The organism is Lysinibacillus cavernae (assembly GCF_009724685.1).
GTDB lineage: Bacteria > Bacillota > Bacilli > Bacillales_A > Planococcaceae > Lysinibacillus > Lysinibacillus cavernae.
In genome coordinates, this window is record NZ_WMEF01000002.1 from 134,668 (window position 1) to 154,050 (window position 19,383).

Below are 19,383 nucleotides of genomic sequence, written 5' to 3' on the forward strand. Positions count from 1 at the left end.
TTTATTGTTGGAAGGGGTTGTCAATATAGGGTCCTTTAATGGTAATACGCATTAACTGGGTTGCCATAAATTTTGGTGTATAGGGCATATCATTTTCTAACCACCAGACAATCACTTCAAGGAAGGCTGCAGCATAAAAACGGACGGCCATCTCTCGTGGCACTGTCAGCTTTTGATCGTTAGGCTCCATAAATTGTATGCCGCTTGAGACAAAATCAATAATGATGTCTTTCAACCCACCAGAAAAGTAAGGGATGTTTTTTTCCGTGAGATACACCTTGTATAGCTTACTATTCAGTCCTATTTGTTCAAATAAATGCATAAATGTTTCGTGTGGCTGTTCATAATTGGGTAATAAATCAAAATCCTTCTTCTCTTCAAACGTTGGATGGATACTATTGACAAGCTCATGCAAAGTCTCCTCTGAGCTTTGATAGAGTAGGTCCAGCTTATCACGGTAATGTAAATAAAAAGTGGCACGATTTAACGTTGCTCGTTGTGTAATATCTTGAACTGTAATCTTCTCATAACCTTGTTCATCAATTAATTCCACCAATGCATCTCTTAATAATTGGCGCGTTCTGATCACGCGAGGGTCCATTTTTTTCGACATTTTCATGCTCCTTGTATTAAATTTTCTATTTAAACAACATATTTGTTGTGAGTGTTGTGTAAGCATCACAACAGGTTTTTGTGTTGTTTGCCCTTTTCAAATAGCGAGTTATAATTATATTAACGACACGGTGTCGATAATACAACTAGTTGTTAACGTGTTCACGAATTGTTCATTTATATAGAGAGAAAGGAAGTTTTAATATGAATCGTTTAAATGGGAAAGTAGCAATTATTACTGGAGCAGCAATGGGGATGGGTGCTTCTGAAGCAAAGCTATTTGCACAAGAAGGAGCAAAGGTTATTGCGACAGACGTGCAATTGGAGCCATTGAATAACTTAGTCAAAGAAATTAAAGAAAATGGCGGAGATATCATTGGTATTCAGCATAATGTAACATCTGAAGACGAGTGGAAAGCAGTCATCGCAGAAGCTGTAAAAGCTTATGGCAAAGTGGATATTTTGGTCAACAATGCAGGTGTTTCATCACCAAAAACGATTGCCAACATGGAAATGGATGAATGGAATAAAGTCATGGACATTAACCTAAATGGCTGTATTATTGGCATGAAATATGTAATTCCTGAAATGCAAAAAGCTGGTGGCGGTTCAATCATCAATATTTCTTCTATTGGTGGAATCGTTGGGATGGCTGGCACAAGCCCCTATACAGCAGCAAAGGGCGCGCTTCGAGTTCTTTCTAAATCGGCTGCAATCGAATATGGTAAAGATAAAATTCGCGTGAATTCAGTTCACCCAGGCATTATCGTCACACCAATGACAGCACCTACAATGGAAGCTGGTGGTGCACTGCCATACTATCAAACTTACACACAACTACCATACTTTGGTGAACCTGAAGATGTAGCTTACGGCGTAGTCTTCCTAGCATCTGACGAATCACGCTTCATGACAGGGGCAGAACTAGTCATCGACGGCGGCTGGACAGCAATCTAATAAAATAGCAAAAAGTAAACTAGGCCCACTAAGCGTGAGCCTAGTTTTTTTATGTGTAAGAGGTGGGATACCCGCGGAAAGCACAGGAATACCCGCGAAAGGTAGAGAAATACCCGCGAAAGGTCGATGAATCAAAGCCAATGAGAGCGATGACACCCCTGATATCGAGCAGCTATACCTTCGCTCAAGTAACCCTCTTTACATAGAAAATAGCACAAACATAGTGGATATTTGTGCATATCATATGGGGAGTAAGCGTTTTCTTCATTATATAGAAGAAAGTCAAAACAGAAAATTTCACGAATATGTGAACGTCACGAAAAAAAATTCACAAAAACCTTAACTATTTCATGCGAAATCCGTATAATAAATCAAACAGTACGAAAATTGTCCATATTTCTTGATAAATTGCGTGAATTTTTTAAATTGTATTGACGTAGGAAACGATAATTTGTACACTGTGTACATTCAATTGTTTTTTGGAGGAATACAATTAATTTGAAAAAGTTAGGATTTGATAGATATGATCGTGTGTAAATTTGGTGGAACATCTGTAGCAAATGCAGAACAAATTCAAAAAGTGGCAAACATTGTGAAATCTAATCCGGCACGAAAAATTGTTGCCGTTTCAGCACCAGGGAAACGTTCTGGTGACGATATAAAAGTAACCGATCTATTAATACAATTAGCAAATGCAGCGTTACAACATGAAAATACAGAGGAAAAATTGCAGACTGTTGTGGATCGTTTTAGAGCGATTGCAGATGGTTTGGGATTAGATTATGCGATTTGTGACGTTATTGCAGATGATTTAAGTGAACGTGTACAAGGTGACAAAACGAACGTGGAATTATTCATCGATAGTATTAAAGCGGCAGGTGAAGATAATAACGCCAAGCTCATTGCAGCTTATTTTAATGCCATTGGTATGCCTGCACGTTATGTAAGCCCAAAAGAAGGTTTAGTGGTCAATGATTTACCAGAAAGAACATTTGCTTTACCTGAAGCGTATGCTAATTTAGCCCCTTTAAAGGATACAAAAGAAATTATTGTGTTCCCAGGGTTCTTCGGTTACACTAAAGCGGGCGTATTGCGAACATTTGACCGCGGTGGCTCTGATATTACAGGTTCCATTTTAGCAGCAGCCGTTGAAGCGGAGCTGTATGAAAACTTTACGGATGTGGATTGTGTGTTCTCTGCGAATCCGAAAGTTGTGAATGATCCAGTGGAAATTAAAGAAATTACGTATCGCGAAATGCGCGAATTATCATATGCAGGCTTTTCAGTGTTCCATGATGAAGCGTTAATGCCTGTCTACAAGATTGGGGTGCCCGTTAACATAAAAAATACAAATAATCCATCAGCCCCAGGTACTCGTATTGTACCAAGCCGTCCTGCAACAGGTCGTCCGGTTACAGGTATCTCGGCAGACAGTGGCTTTTCAACTTTATATGTCTCTAAATATTTGATGAATCGTGAAGTTGGCTTTGGACGAAAGCTACTACAAATTTTAGAAGATGAAAATATTTCTTATGAACACACACCATCTGGTTTAGACGATATTTCAGTCATCATGCGTTCGAATCAACTAACACCAGACAACGAAGCACGTATTATCAGTCGTGTGAAAGAAGAACTACATGCAGAGTATGTAGAAATGCGTCATGGTTTTTCAATGATCGTGATTGTTGGCGAAGGTATGCGTCATAACACAGGGTTAGCTGCCCGTGCTGCAACAGCGATTTCAAAAACTGGCGCAAATATTGAAATGATCAATCAAGGTTCGTCTGAAGTGAGCCTCGTGTTTGGTGTACTTCAGGAATATGAGAACCGCATTTTACAAGCATTATATGAAGAGTTTTTTGCCCATGCGAGAGCTTAATGACACAATTATCACTAATCCAAGTGTTCTTTGCTTGGATTAGTGTTTTCTTTTTGCTTAGAATACGGTAAAATCGAGGGCGTACATAGTTGGGAGGGTTTTTCGTGAAGAATTTAACAATTGGTATGCTTTTTTCAGTCATTGGGATACTTTTTGTCTGTTTAACGATTATGGATATTCTACCATCGTCGACAAAAACAATGAAAATTGTTTATATAGGCATTGGGTGGGTCTTTATCATTGTTGGCTCTGTTATCCGCTTTAAGAATCTCAAACAAAAGCAACAATAACGCTTCGAAAATGGAATTGTGACAATAGGCAAACTTATGATACAATTTCAAAGAAAATAAATAATTTGAGTATTATGAAGTTATTCTGTACAAGCGTTCAGAAGGTTCAAATTTTAATAAAGAATCGACAGTACAAATTCTTCTTTGTAAGAATTTGTTTTTTTATGTTTTGTTACACACCTATCAAGAGGAGGCGATTGAATGCCTATACTTACTAAGGATCACATTAAAATCTTCGACCATTATGTTGCACTTCAAACAGCTTCATCGATGAAGGTCGTTTCCTCTGCTATGCATAATCCAGGATTTGGGTATTATACACATTTAATGAATCGAACGGTACCCATCACCTACGATGAACGACAACCACATCATGAATTACAGCAATTTTTGCACGCACAGCGCTTTCCAATCGATCATACGGTGGCGATGATGACGGCAGTTCAGGCCAAATTTGCGACTATTCGTGACTTTACATATGAGGGAATTCATCTTGTCATTATGATCACCGCAGGACTGGGCAATGCGGTAGATATTACGCGAGCTTTTCATCGTGAGGAGCAGTACCATGCAGGCACCATTAATACATGGGTGCTCATCAACGGGAAATTATCTGATGAAGCGTTATTTCAAGCCATGATTTCGACAACGGAAGCCAAGGTTAAAGCGTTAATGGATGAAGGTATTACAGACCCAACTACAGGCACACAAGCAACAGGTACTTCGACCGATAGCTTGCTAATTGCCTCTACAGAAGAAGGGGACTACCATCAATATGCTGGCCCCATCACGATGCTTGGTAAGGTCATTGGCTATGGTGTCTATGAAACAATGCGTGAGGCTATCAGTAAATACAAAAAAGATAAAGAGGAGAGGGCTTTATGATTGCTATAGTGATTGCCTGTATCATAGGGCTTATTTTTGATTTAGTAGTGGGGGACCCGCCAAAGCTACCGCATCCTGTACGTTGGATTGGTCAACTGATTCAATCGCAAACAGCCTTATGGAATAAAGGGAAAAGGCGAAAATTCCGTGGAATGGTGATGGCACTCGCTGTCGTGGGCACGACGATGTTTGTTGTTACACTAATTCTGCTCCTTAGTTATCAAGTGAGTGTGATTTTTGGCATCCTAGTAGAAGGGCTTCTAATTGGTATTGGGCTGGCGCAGCGCAGCTTGAAGGAGGCAGCGCTGGCTGTTTATGAGCCTCTTGTTAAAGGTGATTTTGCGGAAGCGCGTGTCAAGCTATCGTGGATTGTTGGACGTGATACCGATAAGCTGGGTGAGGATGAGATTGTGCGTGGGGTGGTTGAAACCGTATCAGAAAATACTAGCGATGGTGTGACGGCTCCACTTTTTTATGCATTTTTATTTGGTGCAATTGGTTTATGGGGCTATAAGGCTGTCAATACATTAGATTCGATGGTTGGCTATAAAAATGAAAAATACAAAGACTTTGGCATGTTCTCTGCCAAACTTGATGATGTCCTGAATTTTATTCCAAGTCGTATCACGGGCTTCCTCATCGTACTTGGTACAAAAAATGAAACAGATCAATCACTTGGCAAGCGGCTAAAGCGCTGGGCGCAGGACGCTAAAAAGCATCCAAGTCCAAATAGTGGCTATTTAGAGGCAGCGACGGCTGTACAGCTAGGTATTCAGCTAGGTGGTAAAAATACGTATCAGGGGGTTGTCTCTCATCGAGCTATTATGGGAGAAAAATTAGTTCCTTTAACAAAGGAACATATTGCAGCGTCCATTATGCAACTACGTATTGCCACGGTACTCTTTACGCTTGTCATGTTAGCAGTGGAGGTGTTCATTTATGCCATTACCTAATCACGGAGCAAATCCGCAAAATGTGTATCGGCAATTAGGCTTAACGATGCCTGATGAAGTATATGATTTTAGTGAAAATGTCAATGCGGCTGGACCACCTTCCTTTGTAGAAGCACGTTGGCGTACATTCTATCCGCTCATTCAACGCTATCCAGATTCTGATGGAGAGCCCTTTTTAACGAAGGTCGCTGCTTTTCATCAAGTGGCAAAGGATACCATTTTACTGGGCAACGGGGCATCAGAGCTTTTTAGTGTGCTAGCAAGACGCTATGCCAAAAAGCGGGTTATTATTGTTCATCCGACCTTCTCTGAATATGAACGTACATTGCGGGCAGCTGGTGCTGAGATTGTCCCAATTTTAGTGACTGATTTCATTCAGTACACATTACCAATGGAGCAGCTCAAACAGGAGATGGTGGAGGCAGACGCTGTTTATATTTGTACACCTAACAATCCAACTGGTGTATTACCGAAAAAAGAGGAATTACTCGCATTGATGGAACACGGAAGAGCTGTTAACTGTGAGTTTGTCATCGATGAAGCCTTTATGGATTGGGTAGATGAGGCGTATTCGCTGATTCATTATAGCGCGCAAAACCCACATATTATTGTGGTGCGATCGATGACCAAAATGTATGCGATTCCTGGCTTACGTCTTGGCTATTTAGTCGCACATGCCTCTATTGTGACGACATTAAAGGACATGCTGCCACATTGGAATTTAAATGCCTTTGCACTTGTCATTGGTGCCAGCTGTTTAGACGAGCAGCATTATTGTCAGCAGGCGATTGCCTATGCAGCAACGCAAAGAGAGTGGTTGCATCGTTATTTACAAGAAAATGGTTGTCAAGTAACGAACAGTGTCACGAATTATGTATGCTTTTCATTACCAAAAGAACAACAGACAGATACCTTTTTCACATATTGTCTAGCACAAGGTGTTGTTTTGCGTCATACAAAGAACTATAAAGGTTTACAAGGTGAATGGTTCCGTATTGGGATAAAAGATATTGCGGCCATGACTTCTTTACATAATTGTCTGCAGGCTTGGTTTAACGCAAATAAGGGGAGAGAAAAGTGACTACTTTTTATCTAGTAAGGCATGGGGAAACAAAATGGAATCAAGAGCAACGACTACAGGGATGGCTGGACTCTCCATTAACAGAAAACGGCAGAGCAGCAGCTGACAAGCTTCAGCAGCAACTACAACATATCCCTTTTGCCGTAGCTTATTGTAGTTCAAGTGGTCGCGCAAGGGAAACGATGGACATTTTGACGGTTCATCGCCAACTACCTATTTATTATGAAAATGATTTACGAGAAATCTTTTTAGGAGATTGGCAAGGCAATAAAATCGAGGACATTATGACTTTACATGGGTTTGATTATGAGCTGTATACAAACTATCCAGCTCAGTTTGTTGCCACCCATACAGAAAGCTTCGGAGCAGTCACAGAAAGAGCGATGTTTACGTTGAAAAAAATTGCAGAGCATCATCGGGATGAGTCGATCCTCATAGTCTCCCATGCAGTAACCATTAAATGTATCGTTAATGCCATTTTACAGCGCAGCATCAGCGAGCTCTGGACAGCCCCTTCTATTCATGGGACAAGTGTTACGGTGGTCGAGCGTCAAGGTCAACAATGGCTTGTCAAAGAAATTGGCAATGTGCATCATTTACAATAGGAGGTGTTCCAGATGCCACTCATTTTTATCACAGGTGGCGTACGTAGTGGCAAATCCCGTTTTGCTGAGCAAACAGCAATTCAACATTATCAAGCACAGCCTGAAACTGAAAAACGTTTGTTGTATCTTGCTTCTGGCGTCGCCTTGGATGGCGAAATGGAGAAACGGATTTTACGTCATCAGACAGATCGCCAGACACAGCCCTGTCAATGGCTGACTTTGGAGGTACCCTATGCAATTGCAGAAGTATTGGAGACACTTAGGGATGGGGATGTTGTACTGTGGGATTGTGTCACAACGTGGCTAACCAATGCTTTTTATGAAGGCTATGACAGTGGTACACCTTGCCTGAATCAGCCTGGGTGCATAGAGGACAAGCTACAGGTCGTCAAACAGGCCATCCAGTTATTACTGAATAAGGATGTGACTTTTTTGGTTGTATCCAATGAATTGTTTGATGAACCACCTTATGATAGTGATGAAGTAGAGCTATATCGACGAACACTCGGTCAATTCCATCAATGGTTCGTTGCCATTGCACAGGAGGCCTATGAAATGAATTACGGTATTGTGAAGAGATGGAAATAATCGAGAAAGAGGGCAAGACGATGAAAAATTTTTGGTATAGCCTACAGTTGGCATTTCAATTTTTTACGGTTTTGCCAGTACATAAAGAGCTACCCTTAACGAAATCAACCATTACAGGAATGTTTGCCTTTTTACCGTGGATAGGGGCTTTGATGGGGACCACTGTGGCAGCTGTTCTTTATAGTCTCACACAGTGGACAGCGAGCAGTGAGGTCATGCTAGCCTTTATAGTCATAGGGCTTTTTGCTTTATGGACAGGTGGATTGCATTTGGACGGCTTTATTGATATGGGCGATGCCTATTTTTCCTATCGAGATCGAGACAAGCGACTGGAAATATTAGATGATCCACGTGTTGGTGCATTTGGTGTGCTGTCAGTGGTGTTTTTATTAATGGGGAAATTTGTCATCCTTCATGAACTTTTTGTACAACATAAATTTGCATTGTGGATGGTGCTATTTGTACCTTTTCTGACAAGAGTAGGGATGAGCTTTTATTTTATGTCACTTAACTGCTCAAAGGAAAAAGGGCTCGCTTATTTTTTTAAATCTCACATCAACACGAATCTATTGAAAGTTTTTATGCTATTATCGCTTGTATTGGCTATGACTGTTGCTTTAATCGTAACTCAGTTCTCTTTACTGCCAATTGTATTAGGCATCGTTTTAGCTATTGCGTTGTTCATTTTTCGACAATTTACGTTGCGCAATTTTGGAGGCGTATCGGGGGATTTATTGGGTGCATCGATTGAAGGGATGGAGGTTGTGCTATGGGTGACATTGTTACTGTGTGCTTAATGAGGCATGCGCCAACAAAGGCCAATTTGGAAAAGCGCTATCTTGGGTGGACAGATTCACCATTAGCAGATACGACATCGCTTTCCATTGTGGATGAAACTGTAAATAAAATATATGGCAGTGATTTACAACGCTGTCGAGTAACGGCTGCTCATTATTTTCCGAATGCTCGCTACCATGCAGATGAACGTTTTCGGGAGTCCAACTTTGGTGAATTTGAAGGAAAAACCTATGAGGATTTAAAAATGAATGCTCATTATCGTGCTTGGATTGATGATCCTATCCACACGCCACCACCACAAGGGGAGGCATTTGATGACTTTGTTGCACGTGTAGTGGATGGTTTCAACCACTTACCGAAGGATGAGGATATGTATTATTTAGTTGCTCATGGCGGTGTGATTCGTGCCTTACTTGTCACTTTTGCCCCTATAGAACAGCCTTTTTGGAGCTACCATGTATCACATGATCACCAATTTATCTTAACGTTTACGAGAAAGGATTGGGAGGAGGGAGCAAGATGCATGTCTTTATCGGAGGCGCCTATAATGGAAAAACGGACTATGTGATGCGCTTGTATGAACAGCGACAGGTGACACTTGTCGATGGCGAACTACCTGATGTCATACAAACCTATGATGTTCTTGTCATAAAGAATTTGGAAAAATGGCTTGTGACACAAAATCTTGAGGACGATGACCTAGTGGTACAAACGGTGCTAGCAAAATTAAAGACACTTGCACAACAATGTACGGTGGCGCTCATTGTTACCGATATGGGGCGTGGTGTTGTGCCGATGGAAAAACAAGCACGACTACTTCGAGATACATGTGGACGTTTATACCAGGCTTTATTTGCTGAAGCGGAGCAGGTTGTACGTATTTGGTACGGGCTAGGTGAACAAATGAAGTAAGGGTGACATATTCAACAGAAAAGAGGAAATCGAATGGATCGACAAAAATTAATGAAATGGATACTGACGGCAATGGTAGCGGCCATTTGTGCAGTAGGGGCAGTCATTAAGGTGCCAGCGTTTATAACGACTGCTGCTCTTGACTCGGCTCCTGCCTTTTTAGGTGTTGTCTTTTTATCCCCGTTATTAGCTGGGGTGGCTGGATTCATCGGTCATTTTATTACTGCGTTAACTGCTGGATTCCCACTTGGTCCACTACATTTAATTATTGCTGTAGAAATGTTGATTGTTGTATGGGTTTTTGGTGTGATGCATAAAAAGGGCATGCACTTCTGGAAATGGCCTGTTGCCTTGGTGTTAAACGGTATTGTGGCACCACTTCCGTTTTATTTTATTATTAGCCCAGCATTTTTCTGGGGTGCTTTAGGAAGTATTTTTATGGCAACGATTATCAACCTAGTTATTGTGGCTGTTGTCATGCCAATTCTGTCAAAGGTCTTTGTGCGTAAGGAAGGTCGTGTACATTGAGAAATGCCATGAAGGTTGGAGCGTTTATTGCGACGATGGATAACGCGGCAGCTATCGGGGAAAAGTCACAAGATATTGTGTTTGCACCCGATCAATTGACAGCCTACATGACGGCACGTGTGACGTTTTTAGAGCAGCTTGCCGCTCAGGCGCTACCTATCCAAATTCTACTCGCTAATTTTTCTGGAGATGCCGCATGGTCGCGCTATGAAAAGGGTATTCAGCAAGTATTTGAAGAGGCAGGTCTTACATGTCCAGCGATTGCAGGTAGTACGGAATCCAATATGCCTACGTTGCAATCTAGTTTAGCCATCACCATGCTAGGTGAAGTACAATCGCGTAGAGTATTTGACCAGAAACAGCTCAGCTGGTTCACCTATGGCTTGCCGCTTGTTGGCGAAGAGCTGTTGGCACAGCCTGAAGATATAGCACAGCTGCAACCTATCTTTCAGGCATGGCAAGCGGAAATTGTTCAGCAAGTATGGCCAGTCGGCTCAAAGGGACTACAAGGAGAATTTGCTCGGCTATTTGGTGAACAGCAAGTTGAATGTTCCCTCGATAGGACAAAATCTGCAGGACCATGTACGGTCATTTTACTGGGCATTGATTCTGAAAAAGTACATCAGGCACAAAAATTTTTCCTGCGAAATTTTGAAAAACTATGCATAACTGCACCATAACAGAGCTTGTTTTGAGTCAAACAGCTGCTTTGAAAATGGCAAGGTAGTCAACGTCGAAGGTAACGGCTTTGATGATGGTAATAGTAATGGTCACTTCGCCCCCATGGTCTTGCATGGGGGTGTTTTTTGTGTTTGAGTGAGCAATATGGAGTGGCAGTGAAAAGTGGGGGCAGATGGCAGATGCTCGAACAATTGGTATGTTGAACCGCTCAAAGTAGGATGGAGCAACTCCAAAGTAAAAGTAACCTTATAGGATGTCCCCCTTACATTCAACATGTCAAAAAATTAATCTAATCTCAAATATTACGAGACTCGAAAAATTATTGCCAAATGGGAATGATTTTCAGTTATAATGAGGAACGAATGGGATTTATACAGAACGGAGACGAACGTATGCAGGCAGTTAAACAATTAGGGCAGTATTTGGGACCCTATAAATTTTTCACTTTGATTGCGCCATTTTTGATGGTGTTGGAGGTGACAATGGATTTAATTCAGCCGACCATCATGCAGCATATGATTGATACAGGGATTGCCAATGGGGATAATGCGTATGTGTTGACTATGTTTGTGTGGATGCTAGGCAGTGCGCTGATTGGGCTTGTTGGAGGGGTTGGTTGCTCATATTATAGCTCGAAAGCGGCCATTCATTTTGCTTCGGATGTTCGGCAGGCTCTTTATGAGAAGATGATGACTTACTCAGCCAAGGAACGTGATGCCTTTACGACCGGCAAGCTGATTACGATTTTAACGAGTGATGTGGAAAGTATTCAGCGTGCATTTATGATGACGCTACGGATTTTTGTGCGTGGACCACTGCTCTTTATCGGGGCAGTTATTATTGTGTTTGTGACAGCGCGTGAGCTTTTTTCCATACTCCTCATAATTGTGCCATTGTTGATCATCGCGATGTATTTTTTTACGAAATATTCGGGCGTACTCTATCGTCGGGTACAAGAGGCTATTGATGCGGTCAATACAAAGCTACAGGAAAATTTGGCAGGTATTCGTGTAGTCAAGGCATTTCGCCGAGAAAAACAACAAGTCGAGCAATTTGGAGATTTAAATGATGCACTGACAAAACGTTTTATCACAGCTGAGCAAATTGTAGGGGTACTTGTGCCATTTACGATGTTCGTAGTCAACCTTGGGATTGTTGCGGCACTGTGGCTTGGAGCAATTAAGGTCGAGGCAGGTACTTTACAGGTTGGGGTCATTCTCGCGTTTATCAACTATTTAACGATCATTTTAAATGGGTTGATGTCTTCTAGTATGGTGCTAATGCAGATTGCACGAGCACTACCATCAGGGGAACGAATTGTGGATGTTTTAAACAAAGAAATAGCTGTTAAAGAAACAGAGCATGCATGCACGGATTCCATTAGAGGGGCGATTGACTTCAATCAGGTAAGCTATCGTTACTATGAGACAGCAGAGGATGTGCTAAAAAACATTTCGTTTTCTGTGAAGCCTGGGCAAACGGTTGGGATCATTGGGAAAACAGGCAGTGGCAAATCGACACTTGTGAAGCTGCTACCTCGCTTATTCGACCCAACAGGTGGTGAAATCCGCTTGGACGGTAAACCGTTAAAAGCGTATTCTTTATCAACGCTACGTGAGCATATTGGCTTTACTTCACAAAAGGCTTTATTATTCTCTGGTGCGATAGAAAAAAATATACGACTCGGTAAGAACGATGCGACAGTCGGGGAAATTCAACAGGCAATAGAGGAGGCATGTGCCAGTGAATTTGTGGAACGGCTTGATAAAGGATTAGCACATGAATTGTCACAGGGAGCTACGAATCTATCGGGTGGGCAAAAACAGCGTCTCGCTTTAAGTCGTGCATTCATTCGAAAGCCTGCCATTTTAGTGCTTGATGATACAACCTCAGCGCTCGATAGTGCGTCAGAACAACATGTGCAGCAGGCCATTGCAACACATTATCAAGATACAACGACGTTTATCGTAGCGTCTAAGATTGCCTCGATTCAGCAGGCAGATGTCATCCTTGTCTTAGAGGATGGGGATATTGTTGGGCAAGGGACACATCAGCAACTACTACAATCAAATGCCTATTACCAAGCAATTTACGCGTCACAGCAAAAGGTTGGTGAACAAGAATGAGTCAAAATCAACCAAAGCAAATGAATTTTGGACGTGGACCACGCATAGGGGGACCCGCCGAGAAAGCTAAAGATCAAAAAGCAACACTGACAAGAGTATGGCACTATCTTAAACAGCAAAAAATAGGGCTGTTTTTATCCATCTTTTTTGTAGTTACTGCTACATTTTTAAGCTTAGCAGGCCCTTATATGATTGGCTATATTATTGATGACTACATTATGAAAAAGGATGTTGAAGGAACGGTCCGTCTAGGAATCCTTTTAGCCGTTATTTTTACGGTAGCATCTATTCTGACATGGCTTCAAACCTATGTCATGATTCATGTGGCGATGAAAACCATTCGGACATTACGTCTGGAACTATTTCAAAAGCTTCAAACGCTCACATTACGATTTTTTGATCAACGTGCACTTGGCGATTTAATGAGCCGTGTTACAAATGATATTGATAATTTAAACACAGCACTCGTGCAAAGTGTGACGCAAATCGTGTCATCCATCTTAACGGTGATTGGTGTTAGTATTGCCATGTTTACATTGAGCTGGCAATTAGCGATTGTAACATTGATTATTATTCCGCTTATCGTGTTCACAACCAAGCAAATCATTAAACGCAGTAGTAAAAATTATGCAGCACGTCAACGAGATTTGGGTAAGCTGAATGGTTATATCGAGGAGATGATTACAGGAGCGGAGGTACTCACACTTTTTGGCAAGGAACAGCAAACCATTGACACGTTCCGTAAGCAAAATGAAAACTTACGAAATTCCGCCCAACGTGCAGAAATTACCTCTGGTTTATTAGGACCCATTAATAACTTTATGAATAACCTAGGTCTAGCTGTGGTCATCGGGACTGGCGCCTTTTTAGCAGTGAAGAGTATTGTTACTGTCGGGATCATTGCAGCCTTTGTTACCTATACAAGGCAATTTTTCCGTCCGCTCAATCAGTTATCCAATCTATTAAATACCTTTCAGTCGGCCATCGCTGGAGCAGAGCGTGTTTTTGAAATACTAGATGAACCATCAGAGGTAGCAGATCGACCTCATGCGATCGAAACGCCATCGTTAAAAGGGGATGTCGTTTTCCAGCAAGTTTCGTTTAGCTATGTGCAAGATAAGCCTGTTCTAAAAAACATTCACTTCCATGCCAAGGCAGGGGAGACGATAGCCCTTGTTGGCCCTACAGGCTCTGGGAAAACGACCATTATCAATTTATTAACACGTTTCTATGATGTCAATCAAGGAGAAATTTTAATCGATGGTCATAATATCGAACACTATAAAATGGCAACCATTCGTCAAAGAGTGGGAGTGGTCTTACAAGACACTTATTTGTTCTCTGGCACCATTCGTGACAACATTCGTTTTGGGAAGCTAGATGCGACAGATGCTGAGGTCGTAGAAGCAGCGAAAATCGCCAATGCTCATCATTTTATTAAATATTTACCAGCACAATACGATACACCTGTTCAAGCAGGCGGCGCCAATTTAAGTCAAGGACAACGACAACTAATCGCGATTGCCCGTGCCATTTTAGAGAATGCGGATATTTTAATTTTGGATGAAGCGACATCAAGTGTAGATACGCAAACAGAGGTTGATATTCAAAAAGGTTTACAGCATTTAATGCAGGGACGCACAAGCTTTGTCATTGCCCATCGCTTAAAAACAATTGAGAATGCAGACCAAATCCTCGTTATTCAGCAGGGTGAAATTGTCGAGCAAGGCAATCATCAAACACTTATGCAACAGCAGGGCATTTATCGTCAACTGCAACAAAAGCTGTTGTTAGAACAGGTAGAATAGGGAATAATAGGAGAAAGGTACAGCCAAATTTGAGAAGGCGGGGATGCACATGTATGAATTAAAAACCAAAGAAACCGATGCGAGTGTCATTGAATTTATTGAAAATGTAGACCATCCTAAAAAACGAGAAGATGCTTATCGACTATTGGATATTTTTACAGAGGTCACAGGCCATGATGCTAAAATGTGGGGACCGAGTATTATCGGGTTTGGAAAATATCATTATAAATATAAAACGGGACATGAAGGCGATGCACCACTCGCTGGGTATTCCCCTCGCAAAGCGAAAATTAGCTTGTATTTAGCTCCAGATGACAGTGAGCGAGCTCAGTTATTGCAGCAATTCGGCAAGCATACAACAAGTAAGGCTTGCATTTATATTAATAAACTCGCTGATGTTGATGAAGCTATCTTAAAAGACCTCATCCAACAATCGCTCGATTTTGTACAAAAAAACTATCCAGATGAATAGTACAATTAGGAAGCTGCCTATTATATGTAGGCAGCTTTTACTGTATTATATAAAAATTTCTCAAAAATTAATTAGAAATTAATTTTTTACGTGTATCCTTGCAAGTATCAACTGAGAGGAGAAACGTATGAAAAAAATAATTAAGAAACTTTTTGTTTATCTGGGGGTATTGATCGCGCTTGGAATTGTAGCGGTATGTATTACTCACTATAGTTTAGTACATAAGGAAGCTGCCATCTTACAAAATAAGGGCACTCTTGTAAACGTTGATGGTCAAAACATCAATGTCTATCAGGAGGGGGCAGGCGAGGACACGTATGTATTTATGGCAGGCTCAGGCATTGCAGCTCCTGTATATGAATTAAAAGGGCTTTACAATAAATTTTCACAGCATCATCAAATTGCTGTAGTGGAACGAGCTGGCTACGGCTATAGTGACGTAGCCCATGATGAAAGGGATATTGATACGATGCTTACGCAAACACGGGAGGCACTTCTACAAAGTGGCCTTCAACCACCGTATGTACTTGTACCTCATTCTATATCGGGACTTGAGGCCATTTACTGGGCCCAAAACTATCCAGAGGAAGTAAAGGGCATCATTGCACTAGACATTGGCTTGCCTAGTCAATATGTAAAACATAAAATGGGGACCGTGGATAAATGGATGGTGAAGGGGATGAATCTAGCTACTAAAGTGGGCTTACATCGTCTCTTGCCATCACAAGTATATAATCCGCAAGTACTTAACATGTCCTTTTTAACTGCAGAGGAAAAGAAAATCTACCAAGCATTGTCCTTTAAGCAATTTTTTAATGAAGATATGGAAAATGAGCTGTTACAGGTCTATAAAAATAGTTTACAATCAGAACAGCTTCCAAAGCCACAAAACACCCCGATCTTGCTGATTGACGCCATTGCAGAAGAGAACAAAAATTCAAAATATACAAAGCAAACACGGCAGGATTACGCAGACTTTGCTAACCAATTCACTTATGCAGAAGTAAAAGAGGTAAGCGGCACACATAGTATTTATCTTTATCAACCAGATGAAATCTATCAACTAGCGATAGCATTCATGAAATCAAATGCTACTAAGAAAGGTCGATAACATGAAAGGATTTAGGATTTTAATTGTAGAAGACGATCAGATGATTGGTGATTTGCTACAAAAAATAATACAGCGAGAAGGCTACGAAGCGGTGTGGAAAACGGATGGTCAGGATATCATGACGCTGATTCAGCAAGTGGATTTAGTCATTATGGATATTATGCTGCCAGGGGAGGATGGCTACCAATTGAGCAAGAACATTAAGCGATTAGGCTTAAACATTCCCATCATCTTTCTTTCAGCACGCAGTGATATCGAAAGCAAGCTAGAAGGCTTAACGGTCGGGGAGGATTATTTGACAAAGCCATTCGATCCTCGAGAGCTATTGCTCAGGATGCAAAAAATGCTAGCCCAACAATATGGGACGTTTACGCAAATTCAACATTTATTTATTGATGGGGAGCGTCGTAAAGTATTTTATCAAAATCTTCATGACGAAATTGCATTAACAGCGATAGAGCGAAAAATTTTCTTTTATTTAGTAGATAATCGAGACAGAGTATTAACAAAGGACCATTTTTTCGACTATCTTTGGCCCCTAGATGATCGCAATCATAATATTTTGAATGTCCATATTAAAAAAATTCGAACAAAGCTACATGATCCAACAGGCAACATTGTGCAAAATATTTATGGAGAAGGGTATCGTTTAAATACCTACAGCAAGAAATGACCTTAAAAAATAAATACCGTACTTTATTATTTTTTGCGATTGTTAGTGTACCCATTGTCTTATTAAGCATTAGCGTGGCCATGTCTATTCTTTATGACAAGGCGTTTAAATTGAAAAATGATGGCATTCCGTTTCATGAATCTTTTGCCTATCCTATTATGCTCGTTGCGTTTGTGCTGTCATTAGGACTGTTAGCGTTATTATTTTCAACATCTATCCATTCCTTATTGTCAAAAATCACGATGCTCAATAAAACGATACGAGATTTAGCGAGTAATGAACGAATTCCAGAAACGTTAGCAGTTCGTAGTGAGGATGAAATAGGCCAGCTTATTCAGTCTGTCAATCTCTTAATTGAGCGTACGACTTACCGAGAATTGGAGCTGGCGCAACAGCAGGAGCTCCAAAAAGAGCTGCTTCAAAAGTTGCGGCATGACATCCATACGCCATTGACGGCCATTCGTTTGCAATTGTTTTATTTAGAAGATCAATTACAGGAGCAGCCGAAATTGGTGGAATCTTTAAATGCACAAATCCAATATATAACGAATTTAACAAATGCATTTCAGCTACAATCCTTTGATACAAGTGAAAATTCCTATGTTGTGCAGGAGGAAGTCCAGCTTGCGCAGTTGCTAGAAACGATGATGAAGAAGTGGCGTTATTTATATCGCATGCAAAACATTGTCCTGCACTTTGATCATGACGAGTCACAGGCAATATGGAGAAGCAATGAATTATGGTTACAACGTTTATTCGATAATGTTTTCCAAAATACATTAAAGCATGCCCAAGCAACCAAGCTAGAGGTTACGATAAAGGATGGACAAGTGATCATGTGTGATGATGGAATCGGCTTCAATCCTCATGCTGATTATGAAGGACTTGGGCTCAAAATTATACAGGACATTGCAAGAACACTGAACATTGAAGTTTCATTACAATCAAACGAGACGGGTACTTCCTATAGCTTTTCTTATAAGTTTCCGAAATAAAAAACAACGGCAGCCTTTGCCTACAGTCTTTTTACTTTTAAAATGAAATGAAGTAAAGCCATTGATTTCGACTACGGACGGGGTCGAGCTGCTTCCCTCGCTTCTCTCAGTCCAGTATCTCGACTATCTCGCAGGAATCGCCGCCCTTCGTTCCAATCAACTTCTACATAAAGAACTTCCTATTCATATGTTGATAAAAAGTGGTGATTAGCCATATGACGAAGAATCAAAGCTAGAGGCTGCTAATGATTTTTCTTTCATATATCCGCGTGAAGAAACCATTGAGCATGTCTTTGCGGATGCTTACTTTGCTACCATGAAATTAAAGAAACTGGTTACTTGGAATGACAAGCAGCTTAAAAGAGGTCTTATGCTTGAAGAGTATGTTTAAATGGATAGAAAATCACATATTCATAGAAGAAAAAAGACAAAAGGAATCGAGTGTGAACTTCTCGATTCCTTTTGTAGTCAGTCTGACTAGCCTTTGCCGTTGTTTTGTATTAATGAGATTTTCGTTGTTGCAGTAAAAAGAGGGCAAGGCCAAGTAAAATAACTACAATACCGACTCCTTGCTGAACGGAAATCATCTCATCTAAAATGAAATAAGCCAGTATACATGTGCCAATCGTTTCGCCTAAAATACTCATGGATATTATCGTTGTACTTAGCCATTTCAATAGCCAATTAAAAATAGTTTGCCCGAAAATCGTCGCAATTACGGCTAGTCCTACAAGAGACCACCAAGTGGATGCTGAATAGTCGAAGAATGATTCCTGCATAAAGAGGGCGTATATTGCTAGAAAGATAGAGCTGCTTCCATAGCCAATGATAGAATAAGGAATGAGTGATAAATCCTTACGCACGGATTGACCGATAAAAAAGTAGGCCGTAATAATACCTGCTGCAATAAAGGCAAGGATATCGCCATAAAGAGCTTGTCCACTAATTTGGAAATCTTGCCAGCCGATAATGAAACAACCTATGATGGCAACGAAACAACCAACAATTGCTCCTTTTGAAAAACGCTCTTTAAACAAAAAATAGCTTCCCACTAAAGAGAATAGCGGTTGTAACGTGACAATGACGGTTGAACTAGCCACTGATGTGTAGTTTAACGATTCAAACCATAATACATAATGACAGGCTAAAAATAAACCCGATAAAATGCCAAGTCCCCATTGTTTTTTGGAGAGGCCAGCAATTTCCTGTCGCAATCCCTTTTTCGTTAATAAAAAGGGGAGTAGCACTAGCATCGCAAAAAATAGGCGATAAAAGGCCGTAATGGCTGGTGGCGCATCGGCAAGCTTGACAAAAATAGCTGAGGTCGATAACGCAAAGACAGCAAAAAACAAAGAGATGTAATAAAACATGATGAACTCCTATGTATTTGTTTATAATAATAAACAAGATTAATTATATTGCCTAA

At 40.8% G+C, this 19,383-nt stretch carries 21 protein-coding genes; 19 read left to right on the plus strand and 2 right to left on the minus strand.

All coding sequences use genetic code 11. The annotated features are described in order from the left end of the window. Position 1: 1 nt before the first annotated feature. A complete protein-coding gene (locus GJU32_RS05010; protein WP_155590854.1) occupies positions 2–613 on the minus strand; it encodes a TetR/AcrR family transcriptional regulator in 612 nt (203 codons plus the stop codon). A gap of 203 nt (positions 614–816) precedes the next feature. Here GJU32_RS05010 and GJU32_RS05015 point away from each other — a divergent pair, with 203 nt between their 5' ends. The 19 genes from GJU32_RS05015 (at position 817) to GJU32_RS05105 (ending at position 17,957) form a co-directional block, all read left to right on the plus strand. Next, positions 817–1,569, plus strand: coding sequence for a glucose 1-dehydrogenase (locus GJU32_RS05015; protein ID WP_155590855.1), 753 nt, complete (start codon positions 817–819; stop codon positions 1,567–1,569). Positions 1,570–2,092: 523 nt separating this feature from the next. Continuing rightward, complete coding sequence (locus GJU32_RS05020) at positions 2,093–3,451, plus strand: aspartate kinase (RefSeq protein WP_155590856.1); 1,359 nt, start codon at positions 2,093–2,095, stop codon at positions 3,449–3,451. Positions 3,452–3,555: 104 nt separating this feature from the next. Beyond that, complete coding sequence (locus tag GJU32_RS05025; protein ID WP_004228787.1) at positions 3,556–3,741, plus strand: hypothetical protein; 186 nt, start codon at positions 3,556–3,558, stop codon at positions 3,739–3,741. A 201-nt stretch (positions 3,742–3,942) separates the two neighbouring features. After that, positions 3,943–4,626 (plus strand): adenosylcobinamide amidohydrolase, encoded by a 684-nt coding sequence (locus GJU32_RS05030; protein ID WP_155590857.1) that lies wholly within the window; start codon positions 3,943–3,945, stop codon positions 4,624–4,626. Beyond that, positions 4,623–5,579: an adenosylcobinamide-phosphate synthase CbiB gene (cbiB, locus tag GJU32_RS05035; RefSeq protein ID WP_155590858.1), complete on the plus strand. Its 957-nt coding sequence runs from the start codon at positions 4,623–4,625 to the stop codon at positions 5,577–5,579. The genes GJU32_RS05030 and cbiB overlap by 4 nt, the downstream gene beginning before the upstream one ends. Next, positions 5,566–6,660 (plus strand): threonine-phosphate decarboxylase CobD, encoded by a 1,095-nt coding sequence (gene cobD, locus GJU32_RS05040; protein ID WP_155590859.1) that lies wholly within the window; start codon positions 5,566–5,568, stop codon positions 6,658–6,660. Before cbiB ends, cobD begins: the two co-directional genes overlap by 14 nt. Next, complete coding sequence (locus GJU32_RS05045) at positions 6,657–7,265, plus strand: histidine phosphatase family protein (RefSeq protein WP_155590860.1); 609 nt, start codon at positions 6,657–6,659, stop codon at positions 7,263–7,265. The genes cobD and GJU32_RS05045 overlap by 4 nt, the downstream gene beginning before the upstream one ends. A 12-nt stretch (positions 7,266–7,277) precedes the next feature. Continuing rightward, positions 7,278–7,853, plus strand: a complete 576-nt coding sequence (locus GJU32_RS05050) for a bifunctional adenosylcobinamide kinase/adenosylcobinamide-phosphate guanylyltransferase (protein WP_155590861.1) — start codon at positions 7,278–7,280, stop codon at positions 7,851–7,853. A gap of 20 nt (positions 7,854–7,873) precedes the next feature. Next, a complete protein-coding gene (gene cobS / locus GJU32_RS05055) occupies positions 7,874–8,650 on the plus strand; it encodes an adenosylcobinamide-GDP ribazoletransferase (RefSeq protein WP_155590862.1) in 777 nt (258 codons plus the stop codon). Further along, positions 8,623–9,219: a histidine phosphatase family protein gene (locus GJU32_RS05060; RefSeq protein WP_155590863.1), complete on the plus strand. Its 597-nt coding sequence runs from the start codon at positions 8,623–8,625 to the stop codon at positions 9,217–9,219. The genes cobS and GJU32_RS05060 overlap by 28 nt, the downstream gene beginning before the upstream one ends. Beyond that, complete coding sequence (locus GJU32_RS05065) at positions 9,171–9,563, plus strand: bifunctional adenosylcobinamide kinase/adenosylcobinamide-phosphate guanylyltransferase (protein ID WP_155590864.1); 393 nt, start codon at positions 9,171–9,173, stop codon at positions 9,561–9,563. Before GJU32_RS05060 ends, GJU32_RS05065 begins: the two co-directional genes overlap by 49 nt. Before the next feature lie 33 nt (positions 9,564–9,596). Further along, positions 9,597–10,091 (plus strand): ECF transporter S component, encoded by a 495-nt coding sequence (locus GJU32_RS05070; protein WP_155590865.1) that lies wholly within the window; start codon positions 9,597–9,599, stop codon positions 10,089–10,091. A gap of 8 nt (positions 10,092–10,099) precedes the next feature. Continuing rightward, on the plus strand, positions 10,100–10,771 hold the full coding sequence (locus GJU32_RS05075; RefSeq protein WP_155591340.1) for a hypothetical protein: 672 nt from the start codon (positions 10,100–10,102) through the stop codon (positions 10,769–10,771). A 393-nt stretch (positions 10,772–11,164) separates the two neighbouring features. Then, the gene (locus GJU32_RS05080; RefSeq protein ID WP_155591341.1) at positions 11,165–12,898 is read left to right on the plus strand and encodes an ABC transporter ATP-binding protein; all 1,734 of its coding nucleotides are present in this window, start codon (positions 11,165–11,167) and stop codon (positions 12,896–12,898) included. Next, positions 12,895–14,706 (plus strand): ABC transporter ATP-binding protein, encoded by a 1,812-nt coding sequence (locus tag GJU32_RS05085; RefSeq protein ID WP_155590866.1) that lies wholly within the window; start codon positions 12,895–12,897, stop codon positions 14,704–14,706. Before GJU32_RS05080 ends, GJU32_RS05085 begins: the two co-directional genes overlap by 4 nt. A gap of 49 nt (positions 14,707–14,755) precedes the next feature. Continuing rightward, positions 14,756–15,178, plus strand: coding sequence for a DUF1801 domain-containing protein (locus GJU32_RS05090; protein WP_155590867.1), 423 nt, complete (start codon positions 14,756–14,758; stop codon positions 15,176–15,178). 127 nt (positions 15,179–15,305) lie between these two features. Further along, a complete protein-coding gene (locus GJU32_RS05095; protein ID WP_155590868.1) occupies positions 15,306–16,289 on the plus strand; it encodes an alpha/beta fold hydrolase in 984 nt (327 codons plus the stop codon). Between the two features lies 1 nt (position 16,290). Then, a complete protein-coding gene (locus GJU32_RS05100; protein ID WP_155590869.1) occupies positions 16,291–16,962 on the plus strand; it encodes a response regulator transcription factor in 672 nt (223 codons plus the stop codon). Further along, complete coding sequence (locus GJU32_RS05105) at positions 16,959–17,957, plus strand: sensor histidine kinase (RefSeq protein ID WP_155590870.1); 999 nt, start codon at positions 16,959–16,961, stop codon at positions 17,955–17,957. Before GJU32_RS05100 ends, GJU32_RS05105 begins: the two co-directional genes overlap by 4 nt. A 500-nt stretch (positions 17,958–18,457) precedes the next feature. On the opposite strand, the gene GJU32_RS05110 is transcribed toward GJU32_RS05105, so the two are convergent. Next, on the minus strand, positions 18,458–19,327 hold the full coding sequence (locus tag GJU32_RS05110; protein WP_155590871.1) for a DMT family transporter: 870 nt from the start codon (positions 19,325–19,327) through the stop codon (positions 18,458–18,460). Positions 19,328–19,383: the final 56 nt, after the last annotated feature.

What these genes read in the sequence shown, in the direction of transcription:
- GJU32_RS05010 (WP_155590854.1), bottom strand. Translation starts at nt 613, where the DNA reads ATGTCGAAAAAAATGGACCCTCGCGTGATCAGAACGCGCCAATTATTA.
- GJU32_RS05015 (WP_155590855.1), top strand. Translation starts at nt 817, where the DNA reads ATGAATCGTTTAAATGGGAAAGTAGCAATTATTACTGGAGCAGCAATG.
- GJU32_RS05020 (WP_155590856.1), top strand. Translation starts at nt 2,093, where the DNA reads ATGATCGTGTGTAAATTTGGTGGAACATCTGTAGCAAATGCAGAACAA.
- GJU32_RS05030 (WP_155590857.1), top strand. Translation starts at nt 3,943, where the DNA reads ATGCCTATACTTACTAAGGATCACATTAAAATCTTCGACCATTATGTT.
- cbiB (WP_155590858.1), top strand. Translation starts at nt 4,623, where the DNA reads ATGATTGCTATAGTGATTGCCTGTATCATAGGGCTTATTTTTGATTTA.
- cobD (WP_155590859.1), top strand. Translation starts at nt 5,566, where the DNA reads ATGCCATTACCTAATCACGGAGCAAATCCGCAAAATGTGTATCGGCAA.
- GJU32_RS05050 (WP_155590861.1), top strand. Translation starts at nt 7,278, where the DNA reads ATGCCACTCATTTTTATCACAGGTGGCGTACGTAGTGGCAAATCCCGT.
- cobS (WP_155590862.1), top strand. Translation starts at nt 7,874, where the DNA reads ATGAAAAATTTTTGGTATAGCCTACAGTTGGCATTTCAATTTTTTACG.
- GJU32_RS05060 (WP_155590863.1), top strand. Translation starts at nt 8,623, where the DNA reads ATGGGTGACATTGTTACTGTGTGCTTAATGAGGCATGCGCCAACAAAG.
- GJU32_RS05065 (WP_155590864.1), top strand. Translation starts at nt 9,171, where the DNA reads ATGCATGTCTTTATCGGAGGCGCCTATAATGGAAAAACGGACTATGTG.
- GJU32_RS05070 (WP_155590865.1), top strand. Translation starts at nt 9,597, where the DNA reads ATGGATCGACAAAAATTAATGAAATGGATACTGACGGCAATGGTAGCG.
- GJU32_RS05075 (WP_155591340.1), top strand. Translation starts at nt 10,100, where the DNA reads ATGAAGGTTGGAGCGTTTATTGCGACGATGGATAACGCGGCAGCTATC.
- GJU32_RS05080 (WP_155591341.1), top strand. Translation starts at nt 11,165, where the DNA reads ATGCAGGCAGTTAAACAATTAGGGCAGTATTTGGGACCCTATAAATTT.
- GJU32_RS05085 (WP_155590866.1), top strand. Translation starts at nt 12,895, where the DNA reads ATGAGTCAAAATCAACCAAAGCAAATGAATTTTGGACGTGGACCACGC.
- GJU32_RS05090 (WP_155590867.1), top strand. Translation starts at nt 14,756, where the DNA reads ATGTATGAATTAAAAACCAAAGAAACCGATGCGAGTGTCATTGAATTT.
- GJU32_RS05095 (WP_155590868.1), top strand. Translation starts at nt 15,306, where the DNA reads ATGAAAAAAATAATTAAGAAACTTTTTGTTTATCTGGGGGTATTGATC.
- GJU32_RS05100 (WP_155590869.1), top strand. Translation starts at nt 16,291, where the DNA reads ATGAAAGGATTTAGGATTTTAATTGTAGAAGACGATCAGATGATTGGT.
- GJU32_RS05105 (WP_155590870.1), top strand. Translation starts at nt 16,959, where the DNA reads ATGACCTTAAAAAATAAATACCGTACTTTATTATTTTTTGCGATTGTT.
- GJU32_RS05110 (WP_155590871.1), bottom strand. Translation starts at nt 19,327, where the DNA reads ATGTTTTATTACATCTCTTTGTTTTTTGCTGTCTTTGCGTTATCGACC.